This window comes from Hydrogenophaga sp. (assembly GCF_050250835.1).
Lineage (GTDB): Bacteria > Pseudomonadota > Gammaproteobacteria > Burkholderiales > Burkholderiaceae_C > Hydrogenophaga.
The window spans coordinates 145,976-159,695 of sequence record NZ_JBFWNX010000002.1 but is presented as its reverse complement, the minus strand read 5'-3'; the positions used below and the strand labels follow the sequence as shown (position 1 = coordinate 159,695).

The window sequence follows — 13,720 nt, the reverse complement described above, 5'->3', positions numbered from 1 at the left end:
ATGCAGATCGAGACACCCCCGACCGAGCGGCGCTACGAAAAACCTGAAGGCGAGCGCCGAGGCCTGGTGATCGTGCACACCGGCGACGGCAAGGGCAAGAGCACGGCCGCCTTCGGCCTCGCGTTGCGGGCATTTGGCAGGACGCACGTGCATGGCAAGCTGGTGAAAGTGTTCCAGTTCATGAAAGTGCCCAGCGCCCGCTTTGGTGAACACAGGATTTTCGAGCAGCTCGGACTGCCCATCGAAGGACTTGGGGATGGATTCAGCTGGAAGAGCCAGGACCTGGAGCATTCGGCGCAACTCGCGCGGGATGGCTGGCTGAAAGCTCGCGCGGCCATCCTGGGGGGTGAGTACTTCATGATTACACTCGACGAGCTGACCTACCCGCTGATTTATGGCTGGTTGCCTCTGGACGACGTGTTGCAGACACTGCGCGTTCGCCCGAGACATGTGCACGTGGTCATCACAGGCCGACGCTGCCCGCCCGAGATCATCGAGCTGGCCGACACCGTGACCGAGATGACCCTGGTGAAGCACGCATTCAAGGCTGGCGTCCCCGCCCAGCGAGGCATTGAAGACTGAACCTTTCCCCCACTGCAGAAAAGAAAATGATCACCTCGACACCGAATGAACAACCCGTGCGCCTCATGCCACGCTCCACGCCCGCCCTGACCACCGAGCGCTGGTCGGTGGACGATGTCGCCGCGCTGTTTGACTTGCCGTTTTCCGAGCTGCTGATGCGCGCACACACAGTCCATCGCGAACACTTCGACCCCACCGAGGTCGAGCTGGCCACGCTGCTGTCGGTGAAGACGGGAGGCTGCCCTGAGGACTGCGGCTACTGCCCCCAGTCGGTGCATTTCGATACTGGCCTGAAGGCCGGCAAGCTGATGGACGTGGCCGCCGTGCGCGAAGCCGCGCAGCGGGCCAAGCTGGCTGGCGCCACGCGTTTCTGCATGGGCGCGGCCTGGCGCGCACCCAAGGACCGCGATGTGCTTGCCGTGGCGGAGCTGGTGCGCACGGTGAAGGAAGCGGGCCTGGAGGCCTGCGCCACGCTGGGCATGCTGAGCGATGGCCATGCCGAGACGCTGCGAGATGCCGGTCTGGACTACTACAACCACAACCTGGACAGTTCGCCAGATTTTTATGGCGAAGTCATCTCCACGCGGGACTACCAGGACCGCCTGGACACGCTCGAGCGCGTGCGCGGTGCGGGCGTGAAGGTCTGTTGCGGCGGCATCGTCGGTATGGGCGAGTCGCGCCGCCAGCGCGCCGCGCTCGTGGCCCAGCTTGCCAACCTCGCGCCTGACTACCCCGAATCGGTGCCCATCAATCACCTGGTGAAAGTGCAGGGGACGCCCCTGGCCGATCAGCCCGACCTCGACCCGCTGGAGTTCGTGCGAACCATCGCGGTGGCACGCATCACGATGCCGCGCGCTCGCGTGCGCCTCTCCGCCGGGCGACAGCAGATGAGCGAGGCAGTGCAGGCCCTTTGTTTCCTCGGTGGCGCCAACTCCATCTTCTATGGCGAGAAGCTGCTCACCACCGGCAACCCCGACGTCGCAGCAGACATGGACATGCTCGCCCGGCTGGGCCTGCGGGCGAGCGGCGCGCCGGCTGCCTGAGGGGCGTGCGCATGCCAACCAACGAAGCCTGGCGTCAGCGCAGCCTTGCAGCGGTCTGGCACCCGTGTACGCAGATGAAGCTGCATGCACCCGACGGGCAGGCGCAGCCGATGGTGCCGATTGCACGCGCCGAGGGGCTCTGGCTGTATGACCACGAAGGCAGGCGGTACCTGGATGCCATCAGTTCCTGGTGGGTCAACCTCTTCGGGCACAACCACCCGGCCATCCGCACTGCGCTGATGGATCAGCTGAACACGCTGCACCATGTGATGCTCGCCGGCTTCACCCACGCGCCGGTGGTGGAGCTGTCGGAACGCCTGTCTGCTGCCACCGGTCTGGGACACGCGTTCTATGCCAGCGACGGTGCGAGCGCCACCGAAATTGCGCTCAAGATGAGCGCACACCACTGGCGCAACGCCGGGCGCGCACGCAAGAACCATTTCGTCGGCGTGGCCGGTGGGTACCATGGCGAGACCGTGGGCGCACTGGCGGTCACCGACATGGCACTGTTTCGTGGGGCCTACGCGCCGCTGGTTCGCCTGGCTGCCACCGTGCCCAGCCCGGACGCTCGCACTGCGATGCCGGGTGAGTCTGCTGCCGAGGTGGCCGGGCGCGCCGCCGATGCGCTGGGCGACTGGCTGGCTGAGCACCACGAAGACACTGCGGCGCTGATCGTCGAGCCGCTCGTTCAATGCGCCGCTGGCATGGCAATGCACGACCCCGAGTACCTGCGGCGGGTGCGCGAGCTGTGCGACCGCTACCAGGTGCACCTCGTGCTGGACGAAATTGCCGTGGGCTTTGGACGCACTGGCACCCTGTTTGCGCACCAGCAGGCCGGCATCCGTCCCGATTTTCTGTGCCTCTCCAAGGGGTTGACCGGTGGCACCTTGCCGTTGTCGGTTGTGCTTACCACCGGCGAGGTGTACGCCGCCTTCTACGACGATCAGGTGGCGCGGGGTTTCCTGCATTCGCACAGCTACACAGGCAATCCGCTGGCGTGCCGTGCCGCGCTGGCCACGCTGGATCTGTTCGAGCAAACCGACGCACTGCGCCACAACGCTGCCACCAGCCAACGGCTTGCCGCACAGTTCGAACCGCTTTCGAGCCACCCACGGGTGCGTTTCGCGCGCCAGCAGGGCATGATCTTTGCGTGGGACGTGCCCGGCAGCCTGCCCGATTTCGCCCGCCGCTTTGCGCGCCATGCGCTGGACGAAGGGCTTTTGCTGCGCCCCATCGGCCACACCCTGTATGCCATGCCGCCGTATGTCATTGACGAAGGCGAAGGTGCAATTCTGGTGAAGGGTGCGCTGGCCGCGCTTGAGGCCACCCTGGCGGAGGAAGACCGCTCCGGCGCGCTGAATGCGGTAGGTGTTTGTGATGGCGTTTGAAGGCTGCTTCGTCACCGGGACCGATACCGGAGTCGGCAAGACGCTGGTGTCTGCTGCCTTGCTGCACACCCTGGCGCGCCACCACCGCCGTGTGGTGGGCATGAAGCCGGTGGCGGCGGGTCTGGTGTTGAAGCAGGGCCAGTGGATCAGCGAAGACGTGTGCGTCCTGCGCGAAGCCTCCAGCGTGGCGGTACCGCCACGGCTCGACAACCCGGTCGCTCTGCCCGACGCCATGGCACCGCACCTGGCGGCCCTGCGAGCGGGACAGTCCGTCACCGTGGCCAGCCTGCTGGCCGCGCACCGTGCGCTGCGCGACCTGGCCGATGTGGTGGTGGTCGAGGGCGCGGGAGGCTGGCGCGTGCCGGTCAACGACCGCGAGACCTTGGCCGATCTGGCATGCGCCATCGGCGCGCCCGTGGTGCTGGTGGTTGGCCTGCGCCTGGGTTGCCTGAACCATGCACTGCTCACGGCAGAGGCGATCCGCGCCGATGGCCTGCACCTGGCAGGCTGGGTGGCCAATGCGATCGACGTCGACATGCCTTGCCGAGACGAAAACATCGACACCCTTCGTCGCTGGCTGCCCGCGCCGTTGTTGGGCACCGTACCCTGGTGTGCCACGACCCCCGATGCGCGCAAACTCGCGCTCAACCTGCCCGATGCGTGGCAACCAAGGACTTTGGATGAGCTGGTTGAATGAATTCGATGAACGCCTGGAATCGCTGGATGCCCAGGCGTTGCGCCGCCGCCGCCGCGAGGTGGTGCCAGGCAAAGGCGCGCGGATGGTGGTTGATGGGGAAAGCCTGCTGGCCTTCTGCAGCAACGATTACCTGGGGCTCTCCAGATCGCCGGCGCTGCGCCAGGCGGTGTGTGACGCCGTGGATCTCTACGGCGTAGGCTCCGGCGCCTCGCCCATGGTCAGTGGCCACAGCGTTGCCAACGCCGAGCTGGAGCGCGAACTGGCCGAAGCCGTGGGACTACCGCGTGCGCTTTACTTTTATGCGGGCTACGCCACCAATGCGAGTGTGGTGCCGGCGCTGGTGGGCGATGGCGATGCGTTGTTTTCCGACGCGCTGAACCACGCGTGCCTGATCGACGGCGCGCGCCTTTCCAGAGCCACAGTGCATCGCTACCGCCACGCCGACCTGGCGCAACTCGGTGCGTTGTTGGCGGCCAGTCCGGCGCGCCGCAAGCTGGTGATCAGCGACGCGGTGTTCAGCATGGACGGAGACGTCGCCGACATCGCGAGCCTGAATGCACTTTGCGAGCGGCACGATGCGCTGCTGCTGCTGGACGACGCGCACGGGTTTGGCGTGCTCGGGCCGCAAGGCCGCGGCGTGCTGGCTGCTGCCGGCCTCACGGGCCCAGGGGCGTCACCCCGTGTGCTCTACATGGCCACACTGGGCAAGGCCCTGGGTGTCGCGGGCGCCTTCGTCGCAGGTCCTGAGCGGCTGGTGGAGTGGTTGCTGCAGAAAACTCGCAGCTACACCTACGCCACTGCGGCACCTGCCTTGCTGGCCGAGGCGGTGCGGGCCAGTTTGCGTTGCGTGCTGGGGGCAGACGGTGAACGGCGCCGACGGCAATTGAGCGAGCGGATCGCCCAGCTGCGCGCCGGGCTGGCCCCTGGGGTCGATGCTGCGCTCGACGCAGCCGGCTGGACCCTGATGCGATCGGACACGGCCATCCAGCCGCTGGTGATCGGCGACAACGCCACTGCGCTGTCCGTCATGGCGGCCTTGCATGATCAAGGCCTCTGGGTGCCGGCGATCCGGCCACCCACCGTGCCAGCGGGCACGGCGCGCTTGCGAATGGCGCTGTCGGCCGCTCACGAACCTGCAGACGTGGACGAACTGCTGCGTGCGCTTCGGATGGCCGCGCGTGCCACAGGGGCGCGCGGTCGGGGTGCGGCAGCCAGACCCCTTTCGGCCTGAGCACCGTGACTGAACTCCCCGTACTCTCTCCATCGACGTTCTGGGCACCCGCCATGGTGGTGGCACTGGTGGTCGATCGCTGCCTGGGCGAGCCGCCGATGCGGTGGCACCCGGTGGTCGGCATGGGGCGGTACCTGTCCTTCATGGGTCGCCATATCGCGCCGGAGGCAGACGCCCCTGTTTCGGGGCATGTGCGCGCCTTCGTCTCTGGCGCGCTGGCCTGGTGCCTGGGTGCGGCGCTGGTGGTGTTGCTGGCGCTCGGCCTCACGCGCCTCATGGCGACCTGGGCGTGGTGGCTGCAGGCACTGGCCATCGGGTGCCTGCTCAAACCCTTGCTGGCCTGGCGAATGCTGCGCGACGAAGTGGGTGCGGTGGAGTCAGCGCTGGTCGAATCCCTGGCGGCGGGCCGCGAGCGTCTGTCGTGGCTGGTGAGCCGCGATGTAAGCCAGCTCGACGCCTCGCAGGTGCGCGAGAGTGCCATCGAATCGCTGGCCGAAAACCTCAACGATTCGGTGGTCGCACCGTTGTTCTGGTTTGCCGTGGCGGGCTTGCCGGGCGCAGCACTCTACCGCTTCGCGAACACGGCCGACGCCATGTGGGGTTACCGGGGTGAGCGCGGCGGCCGAGACTGGACCTGGGCCGGCAAATGGGCGGCGCGGCTTGACGACGCCTTGTCCTGGCTTCCCGCGCGCCTCACCGGCGCATTGCTCGGTTTGCTGGGTTTGCGCCGTGGCTGGCGGGTGTGGCCGTCGCACGCGTGCCGCACGCCGTCGCCCAACAGTGGCTGGCCCATGGCCGCCATGGCGCTCGCGCTGGATGTTCGACTGGCCAAGCCCGGCGTGTACGTGTTGCACGGGGATGGGCGGCTCGCGCAACCTGCAGACACCGTGCGGGCCTTGCAACTGGCGGGGCGAGTGGTGTTGCTGCTCACTGCCTGCGCCCTGCTCGTGACGGCGTGGACGTGGAGCGCAAGTTCATGACGCGCACGCACGGCGGGCCCGACGCCCTGGGTGTGCCTGAGTGGGACTTCTCCACCAACGCCAACGCCTGCGGACCCAGCCCATCGGTGCTGGCGGCGATTCAACAGGCCGACGCGCGTCACTATCCCGACCCCGAGTACACCGCGCTGCGGGAGGCGCTGGCCGCGTTCCATGGGGTGAAGCCGGGGCGCATTGTTCTGGCTGGCAGCGCCAGCGAATTCATCGGTCGCATCACCGCGTGGGTGGCCAGAGCGGGCGGCCAGCGCGTCTGGTTGCCCGAACTCGCCTATGGCGATTACGCAGAAGCTGCCCAGACTTGGCGCCTTGAACGCGTACACGATCCGCTGCGCGCCCATCTGGCATGGCTGTGCGAGCCGAGCAGTCCCCTGGGTACGACGGAGCCTTTTGCGCGCCGCGTGGTGGCTTCGGGTACCCAGATCGTGCTGGACCGCGCCTATGAGCCTTTGCGCCTGGAAGGTGAGTGCCACCTGGACGCCGATGCCCTGGATCGCATCTGGCAGCTCTGGACACCCAACAAGGCCCTGGGTCTGACCGGCGTGCGAGGCGCCTACGCCATCTCGCCCAGCCATGCGCAGACCGAGGCGACCGCGCTGGAACGGCTGGCGCCTTCGTGGCCGCTGGGTGCGCACGCCGTGGCGATGCTGCAAGCCTGGGTATCACCGGGCGCCCAGGCGTGGCTGGCGCAAAGTCGAGAGCAACTGCGCGAATGGAAGCGCATTCAAAAGACTTGGCTGGAAGAACTGGGCTGGCGGTGCCTGCCCAGCGAAGCCAACTATTTCTGCGCCGAGGCGCCCTGTGCCATCGACGCGGACGCGTTGCGCGCCCGCGGTGTCAAGCTGCGCGATACGCGTTCCTTTGGCCTCGCGGGCCACTGGCGACTGAGCGTGCAGGCGCCGCTTGCCCAGGCAGCCTTGCGAGGCGCCTTGCTGGCGCAACGGGAGACCGCAACATGACAGCGCGATGCGTGATGGTGCTGGGCACCACCAGCGGCGCCGGCAAGAGCTGGCTGACCACGGCGCTGTGCCGGTACTACGCCCGGCAGGGCCTGAAGGTCGCTGCGTACAAGGCACAGAACATGAGCAACAACGCACGGGTGGTGCAGGGCGGCGAGATCGGATCGGCCCAGTATTTCCAGGCGCTGGCCGCGCGCGCCGAGCCCGATGTCCGCATGAACCCGTTGCTGCTCAAGCCCGAGGCCGACACGCGCAGCCAGGTGGTGCTGATGGGCCAGGTGAGCGAGAGCCTGTCCGCCATGCCCTGGCGCGGACGCAGTCTGAAGGTGTGGCCACAGCTGGCCGCTGCGCTCGACGCGCTGCGGGAAGAAAACGACGTGGTGGTGATCGAGGGTGCGGGATCGCCCGCCGAGATCAACCTGCACGACAGCGACGTTGTCAACATGCGCGTGGCGCTGCATGCCAGCGCGCGCTGCCTGCTGGTGACCGACATCGACCGGGGCGGCGCGTTCGCGCATCTCTACGGCACCTGGGCATTGTTGCCCCCCGAGGAGCGTGCGCTCATTCAGGGTTTCGTGCTCAACCGATTCCGGGGCGACGCCAGCCTGCTCGCGCCGGCACCACAGCAATTGCAGACACTCACTGGCGTGCCGACCGTGGCCGTGCTACCCATGTGGTGGCAGCATGGCCTGCCGGAAGAGGACGGCGTGTTCGACGACCGGACCAGGGCCAGCGGCGCCGTGACCAAGACGGTGGCGGTGCTGGCGTACCCCCGCATCAGCAACCTGGATGAATTCCAGCCCTTGAAGAACGTGCCGGGTGTGCGCCTCGTGTGGGCGCGCACGCCGGCCGACTGCGCCGGCGCGGACTGGATCGTGCTGCCCGGCAGCAAGGCCACGGCGGCAGACCTGGCCTGGCTGCGTCAGCAGGGGCTGGACCGTACCGTTGCATCGCACGCTGCGCAGGGCGGCGCGGTGCTGGGCGTCTGCGGTGGGTTGCAGATGCTGGGCGAAGCTTTGATCGACCCGCATGGCATCGACGGCAACGCGCCGGGCCTTGGCCTGCTGCCGCTGGTCACGCAGTTCGATCGCGACAAGACCGTGCGGCACACCCAGGCAACCTTTGGTGCGCTGACGGGCGCATGGTCCGCGCTGTCGGGCGTGTCCGCTGCCGGCTACGAAATCCACCACGGGCAGACCGCTCAACATCCCGCCATGGCGGCCGCTGGCGACCTGGCACACGAGGTGCTGCCCGGTGGCCTGGGCTGGCAGAACGCGGCGGGCCAGGTGCTGGGCGTCTACCTGCACGGCCTCTTCGAAGACCCGCGAGTGTTGCAGGCGCTCTTTGGCACCAGCGTTCCCACGCTGGAGACCGTGTTCGACGGCCTGGCCGATTTCATCCAGACCCACTTCGAGCCCGGCGTGCTCGACCACCTCATTGATCCCGCACCATGAACATTCCCGACCTCCATGAGCCCGACCTCGCCGCCCGTTTGCAGCGTGCGGTGGACAACAAGACCAAGCCCCTCGGATCGCTCGGCCGCATGGAATCGCTGGCCATTCGCGTGGGCCTCATCCTGGGCAGCTCGCACCCGCAGCTGCGCGAACCTCAGATGCTGGTATGCGCCGCCGACCACGGCCTGGCCGCGCACGGCATCTCGGCCTACCCGAGCGACGTGACCTGGCAGATGGTGGAGAACTTCCTGGCGGGAGGTGCCGCCGTGAGCGTGCTCGCGCGCCAGCACGGCATCGGCCTCACCGTGGTGGACTGCGGCGTCAACCACGATTTCGCTGCACGCAAGGGACTGGTGGTGAAGAAGGTGGCCCGCGGCACCGCCGATGCGCTGGCCGGCCCCGCCATGAGCGCGGCGCAGTGCGAACAGGCCATCGGCAATGGACGCGACGTCGTATGCGGTTTGCCGGGCAACGCGCTGTTGCTTGGCGAAATGGGCATTGGCAACACCTCGGCGGCCTCGATGCTGCTGGCCCGGCTGGGTGGTATGGCGGTGGCCGACGTGACCGGCGCGGGCACCGGGCTCGACGCCGACGCCGTGCAACGCAAGATCGACGTGTTGCGAAAGGTGCTGGCCCTGCACGGCCAAGCGCGTGCGCCGCTTGACGCGCTGGCCGCGTTCGGTGGCCTGGAGATCGCCACGCTGGTGGGTGCTGTGCTGCAGGCGGCCGCCGAACGCCGCGTGATCGTGGTGGATGGCTTCATCGCCAGCGCCGCGGTGCTGGTGGCATCGAAACTGCAGCCGCCCGTGTTGCAGCGCTGTGTGTTTGCGCACCGCTCGGGCGAGCGCGGTCACGCACTCATGCTCGCTCATCTCAAGGCCGAGCCGCTGCTCGACCTGGGACTGCGACTGGGCGAAGGTTCGGGCGCGGCGCTGGCCTGGCCTTTGCTCGTGAGCGCCTGCGCGCTGTTGCGAGAGATGGCCAGTTTCGAGGCAGCGGGCGTCTCCCGCAGCGAAAGCCAGGAGCCGTTGCAGACGTGAGCCTGTTCGTGCGCCACTTTCTGCTGGCCCTGCAGTTCTTCACCCGCATCCCGGTCACGGGTGCCCTGGCGGACTGGGTGGGTTTCAGTCCGGCCATGCTGCGCGCCAGCGCCGCGCACTTTCCAGGTGTCGGCTGGATCGTGGGCGGCCTGAGCGCCTTGTTGTTTTGCGCGCTGCAGTGGGCCTTGCCAACCGTGCCAGCCGCAGCCTGGGTGGCCGCCATCGTCAGCACGGTCTTCAGCGTGATGCTCACGGGCGCTTTTCACGAGGACGGTCTGGCCGATCTGGCCGACGGCCTGGGTGGCAGCGCCCAGCGCGAACGGGCGCTGGAGATCATGAAGGACTCGCGCATCGGCAGTTTCGGCGCCATTGCGCTGGTGCTGGTGCTGCTGGCCAAGATTTCACTGCTGGCCTTGCTGGCGCAGTCGAGCGCCACACTCGCGGCCCTGGCGATGTTCGCAGCCCATGTCACCTCGCGCACCACGCCGCTGCTGGTGATCCGCACGTTGCCGCATGTGGGCGACACCCCGCAATCGAAAAGCAAACCACTGGCCGAGTACATCGGCAACGGTGCTTTGATGGCCGGGCTGCTGTGGTGGACGCTGGCGATGGCGCTGGTGTTCTGGTGGTGGCCGGCGGTGGGGCTGTGGGCCCAGGCGGTGCTGGGTGCCGCGTTGGGACTCGCGTGGATGTGGCGGCTGCTGCGCCGACGGCTGCAAGGCTTCACAGGCGACGGCCTGGGGGCCACGCAGCAGTTGAGCGAGGTGATGTTCTACCTGGGCGTGGCGCTGGCCTTGCCGGCGACCCCATGAAACTCTGGCTGCTTCGCCATGCGCCCGTGGTGCTGGCCCCCGGCCTGTGCTACGGCGCCAGCGACGTGCCGGCCGATGCACGGCTCACGCGCGAAACTGCCCAGGCCATGGCACCCCAGCTGCCCCAAGGCACGCCGGTCTGGGTCTCTGGCCTGTTGCGGGCGCAGCAGCTCGCCGGCGCCCTGCAGTCCCTTCGGCCAGACCTGCGAGCCGCACGCATCGACCCTCGCCTCAACGAAATGGACTTTGGCCGTTGGGAACTCAAGCCCTGGGAGCACATCCCCCGCAGCGCCTTCGATGACTGGATGGCTGATTTCGCGCACCACCGGTTCGGTGGCTCGGAGAGCACGCAGCAACTGCTCTACCGCGTGGCCGCTGCAATGGCCGACCTGCGGCCCGCGACCTCCGGCGACGTGCTGTGGGTGACGCACGCGGGCGTGATCCGCGCGGTGCAGCACATCGTGAAGAGCGGCGCCCCGCAGATCCGTGAAGCAGGCGAATGGCCGAAGGACGCACCCGAACCCGGTGGCTGGACCTGGGTCGAGATCTGACCTTCAGGCCTGGGTCTTTTCCTTGAAGTCGCAGTAAGCCGCCACCGTGCAGCGTGGGCACAGCGGCTTGCGCGCCTGGCACACATAGCGCCCGTGCAGGATGAGCCAGTGGTGCGAATCCACCGCGTAGGCGCTCGGCACGCGCCGCAGGAGTTGCTGCTCCACCGCCAGCGGCGTCTTGCCCGGCGCCAGGCCCGTGCGGTTGCTCACGCGGAAGATGTGCGTGTCCACCGCCATGGTGGGCTGCCCGAAAGCCACGTTGAGCACCACGTTGGCGGTCTTGCGGCCCACGCCGGGCAGGGCCTCCAGGGCTTCGCGGGTGGTTGGCACTTCGCCGCCATGGCGTTCCACCAGGATGCGGCAGGTTTCCATGAGATGGCGCGCCTTGCTGCGGAACAGGCCGATCGTCTTGATGTAGGCCTCCAGACCCTCCAGACCCAGAGACAGGATCGCCTGCGGCGTGTTGGCCACTGGAAAGAGCCTTCGCGTCGCCTTGTTCACACCCACGTCGGTGGCCTGGGCCGAGAGCAGCACGGCGGCCAGCAGTTCGAACACGGTGGTGTATTCCAGTTCGGACTGGGGGCTGGGGTTGGCGCGCTGGAGGATGGCGAAGAAGGCTTCGATGGCGGCGGGTTTCATCGGCGCTGAGTCTATCCAATGAATTGGCGACAATGCGGGCTGGTTTTCCCCGAACTCACAAGAGCTGCCGCCATGACCTTTGCCATTCCCTTCGCCGACCGACTCAACAACGTTGAAACCTCCGCCATCCGCGAACTCTTCAAGCTGCTCGGCAAGCCCGGCATCATCAGCTTTGCCGGTGGTTTTCCCGACAGCGCCCTGTTCGACGTGGAGGGTATTCGCGAAGCGGTGAACACCGCGCTCACCGAAGAGGCGGGCGGAGCCCTTCAATACGGCGCGACCGAGGGCTACCAGCCGCTGCGCGAGCAGCTCGCCGCCTTCATGGCGAGCAAGGGCGCCCAGGGCGTGAGCGCCAGCGACCTGATCGTCACCACCGGCAGCCAGCAAGCGCTGGACCTGCTGGGCAAGACCATGATCTCGCCCGGCGACAAAGTGATCGTCGAGGGCCCCACGTTTCTGGCCACCATCCAGTGCTTTCGCCTCTATGGGGCAGAGCTCATCAGCGCGCCGGTGGACGGCGACGGCGTGCAGGCCGACGAGCTGGAGCGATTGATCGAGCAGCACAAGCCCAAGTTCGTCTACCTCATTCCCACCTTCGGCAACCCCAGCGGCGCCATGCTCAGCCAGGCGCGGCGCCAGCGCGTGCTGGAGATGGCGGTGAAGCACCAGACCTTGATTGTCGAAGACGATCCCTATGGCGACCTGTACTTCGCCGATGCGCCACCGCCCAGCCTGCTGGCCATGAGCCACACCGTGCCGGGCAGCCGCGAGCTGCTGGTGCACTGCGGATCGCTGAGCAAGGTGCTCAGCCCTGGCCTGCGTGTGGGCTGGATGGTGGGGCCAGCCGAGTTGCTGGCCAAGGCCACCATGTGCAAGCAGTTCAGCGACGCCCACACCAGCACCTTCGCCCAGGCCACCGCCGCACAGTACCTCAAGGCCGGGCGCATGCCCGCCACGCTGGCACGGGTGCGCCAGGTCTATGCCGAGCGCGCCACCACCATGGGCAACGCGTTGCGGCGCGAAATGGGTGATGCGATCGCCTTCGTTCAGCCCCAGGGCGGCCTGTTCGTGTGGGCGCGTCTCACCGGCTCAGGCGGCAAGGTGAAAGATGGCGGTGAGTTCGCGAAACGCGCCATCGAAAAGGGAGTGGCTTTCGTGCCGGGCGCGCCTTTCTATGCCAGCCAGCCCGACCTCTCCACCTTGCGCCTGTCGTTTGCCACCGTAGGGCCGGACAAGATTGAAGAAGGCGTGCGGCGCCTGGTGCAGGCGCTCTGATCAGGGAACGCCCGGCGGCCTCGCGGAACTGGTGGCATACAGCGGCGAGCGGGCAGACACGCCACCTTCGGCGAACACGGTCTGTCCGTTGACGTGCGAACTCAGGGCGCTGGAGAGAAACAGGATCACCGAAGCGATCTGCGGCGGCGTGCCGACCTGGCCCAGGGGGTAGAGCGCGGCCGACTGACGAAGCGTTTCCGGGGGGATCGAGCCACTGACACGGGGTGTCATCACCAGTCCCGGGGCCACCGCGTTCACGCGCACCTGCATCGGCCCGAATTCGATGGCGGCGGCGGTGACGAGCTGTTGCAGCGCGGCCTTGCTCGACGCGTAGGCGGCGCGTTCGGACGAAATCACTTTGCCCGACGTGGAGCTCACGAACACCATGGCGCCCCCACCACTCTGCCCGATGAGCGGGCCAACGATCTGCAGCGACAGGAACGCGTGACGCAGGCCGACGTTGAACTGCCAGTCCCAGTCCTCGTCGGTAAAGGCCACAAGCGGCTTCACACGAGGCATGCCCAGGATGTCGACCAGGCCATGGATGCGACCAAAGCGTTGCATCACCTCGGCGGCGATGCGCTCCACGTCGGCGCGCACCGTCGCGTCACCCACGATGGCGACGCCGCCCACCTCGGCGGCAATGGCCTGGGTGGCCTCGGCCCGGCGACCCACGCAGACCACGGTGGCGCCGGCCTGGCTCAAGGCATGGGCGGCCTGGCGCCCGATGCCCTGGCCTGCGCCGAGCACGATGAACACCTGCTGGTCCAGGCGCCAGAGGCGGCCGTAGTCGGGGACGGGAGAGGTGTCTTCTCCCTGGCTGGTTGCGTTCATTCGCGGTCTTTCGTGATTGCTGCGGGAATGGTCATCATATTCAATAGATGGACCAATTGTGGTGAAGGCGCCTCAAGGACACCTGCAGGCGCGCCGAATGACCCGACACCAGCTCGCAGCGGCATGGTTGCGACGACCTTGCCCGGACCGACCGACACACCATCCGGTGTTTCCGACCAGATGTTGAATTCCACCAGGCCGATGCCGTCGGCGATCATGG

General features: G+C 67.6%; 15 protein-coding genes. 12 read left to right on the top strand and 3 right to left on the bottom strand.

The window, feature by feature from the left end; genetic code table 11:
• From cobO to AB7F11_RS03915, 11 genes are read left to right on the top strand one after another with little or no spacing between them, the layout of a single operon-like run.
• Complete coding sequence (gene cobO, locus AB7F11_RS03965; RefSeq protein WP_428289470.1) at window positions 1–582, top strand: cob(I)yrinic acid a,c-diamide adenosyltransferase; 582 nt, start codon at window positions 1–3, stop codon at window positions 580–582.
• Between the two features lie 26 nt (window positions 583–608).
• The gene (gene bioB, locus AB7F11_RS03960; protein ID WP_428289469.1) at window positions 609–1,625 is read left to right on the top strand and encodes a biotin synthase BioB; all 1,017 of its coding nucleotides are present in this window, start codon (window positions 609–611) and stop codon (window positions 1,623–1,625) included.
• 11 nt (window positions 1,626–1,636) lie between these two features.
• Window positions 1,637–3,013, top strand: coding sequence for an adenosylmethionine--8-amino-7-oxononanoate transaminase (gene bioA, locus AB7F11_RS03955; protein ID WP_428289468.1), 1,377 nt, complete (start codon window positions 1,637–1,639; stop codon window positions 3,011–3,013).
• Window positions 3,003–3,710: a dethiobiotin synthase gene (gene bioD / locus AB7F11_RS03950; RefSeq protein WP_428289467.1), complete on the top strand. Its 708-nt coding sequence runs from the start codon at window positions 3,003–3,005 to the stop codon at window positions 3,708–3,710. Before bioA ends, bioD begins: the two co-directional genes overlap by 11 nt.
• A complete protein-coding gene (locus AB7F11_RS03945) occupies window positions 3,694–4,941 on the top strand; it encodes an aminotransferase class I/II-fold pyridoxal phosphate-dependent enzyme (RefSeq protein ID WP_428289466.1) in 1,248 nt (415 codons plus the stop codon). The genes bioD and AB7F11_RS03945 overlap by 17 nt, the downstream gene beginning before the upstream one ends.
• Window positions 4,942–4,994: 53 nt before the next feature.
• A complete protein-coding gene (cbiB, locus tag AB7F11_RS03940) occupies window positions 4,995–5,921 on the top strand; it encodes an adenosylcobinamide-phosphate synthase CbiB (protein ID WP_428289520.1) in 927 nt (308 codons plus the stop codon).
• Entirely contained in the window at window positions 5,918–6,895 is a 978-nt protein-coding gene (locus AB7F11_RS03935) for an aminotransferase class I/II-fold pyridoxal phosphate-dependent enzyme (protein WP_428289465.1), read from the top strand. The genes cbiB and AB7F11_RS03935 overlap by 4 nt, the downstream gene beginning before the upstream one ends.
• Window positions 6,892–8,349 carry a cobyric acid synthase gene (locus AB7F11_RS03930; RefSeq protein ID WP_428289464.1) on the top strand — a complete coding sequence of 486 codons (1,458 nt, stop codon included), beginning with the start codon at window positions 6,892–6,894 and terminating at the stop codon, window positions 8,347–8,349. The genes AB7F11_RS03935 and AB7F11_RS03930 overlap by 4 nt, the downstream gene beginning before the upstream one ends.
• A complete protein-coding gene (gene cobT, locus AB7F11_RS03925; RefSeq protein ID WP_428289463.1) occupies window positions 8,346–9,389 on the top strand; it encodes a nicotinate-nucleotide--dimethylbenzimidazole phosphoribosyltransferase in 1,044 nt (347 codons plus the stop codon). Before AB7F11_RS03930 ends, cobT begins: the two co-directional genes overlap by 4 nt.
• Window positions 9,386–10,201: an adenosylcobinamide-GDP ribazoletransferase gene (gene cobS / locus AB7F11_RS03920; protein ID WP_428289462.1), complete on the top strand. Its 816-nt coding sequence runs from the start codon at window positions 9,386–9,388 to the stop codon at window positions 10,199–10,201. The genes cobT and cobS overlap by 4 nt, the downstream gene beginning before the upstream one ends.
• Window positions 10,198–10,752 carry a histidine phosphatase family protein gene (locus tag AB7F11_RS03915; protein ID WP_428289461.1) on the top strand — a complete coding sequence of 185 codons (555 nt, stop codon included), beginning with the start codon at window positions 10,198–10,200 and terminating at the stop codon, window positions 10,750–10,752. The genes cobS and AB7F11_RS03915 overlap by 4 nt, the downstream gene beginning before the upstream one ends.
• Before the next feature lie 3 nt (window positions 10,753–10,755).
• On the opposite strand, the gene nth is transcribed toward AB7F11_RS03915, so the two are convergent.
• Window positions 10,756–11,391 carry an endonuclease III gene (gene nth / locus AB7F11_RS03910; RefSeq protein ID WP_428289460.1) on the bottom strand — a complete coding sequence of 212 codons (636 nt, stop codon included), beginning with the start codon at window positions 11,389–11,391 and terminating at the stop codon, window positions 10,756–10,758.
• An 84-nt stretch (window positions 11,392–11,475) separates the two neighbouring features.
• Here nth and AB7F11_RS03905 point away from each other — a divergent pair, with 84 nt between their 5' ends.
• Window positions 11,476–12,666 carry a PLP-dependent aminotransferase family protein gene (locus AB7F11_RS03905; RefSeq protein ID WP_428289519.1) on the top strand — a complete coding sequence of 397 codons (1,191 nt, stop codon included), beginning with the start codon at window positions 11,476–11,478 and terminating at the stop codon, window positions 12,664–12,666.
• Here the strand turns inward: AB7F11_RS03905 and AB7F11_RS03900 are convergent, their stop codons facing one another.
• Together AB7F11_RS03900 and AB7F11_RS03895 are read right to left on the bottom strand one after the other, a co-directional pair.
• Window positions 12,667–13,500, bottom strand: coding sequence for an SDR family NAD(P)-dependent oxidoreductase (locus AB7F11_RS03900; protein WP_428289459.1), 834 nt, complete (start codon window positions 13,498–13,500; stop codon window positions 12,667–12,669).
• Window positions 13,497–13,718, bottom strand: coding sequence for a hypothetical protein (locus AB7F11_RS03895; protein WP_428289458.1), 222 nt, complete (start codon window positions 13,716–13,718; stop codon window positions 13,497–13,499). The genes AB7F11_RS03900 and AB7F11_RS03895 overlap by 4 nt, the downstream gene beginning before the upstream one ends.
• Window positions 13,719–13,720: the final 2 nt, after the last annotated feature.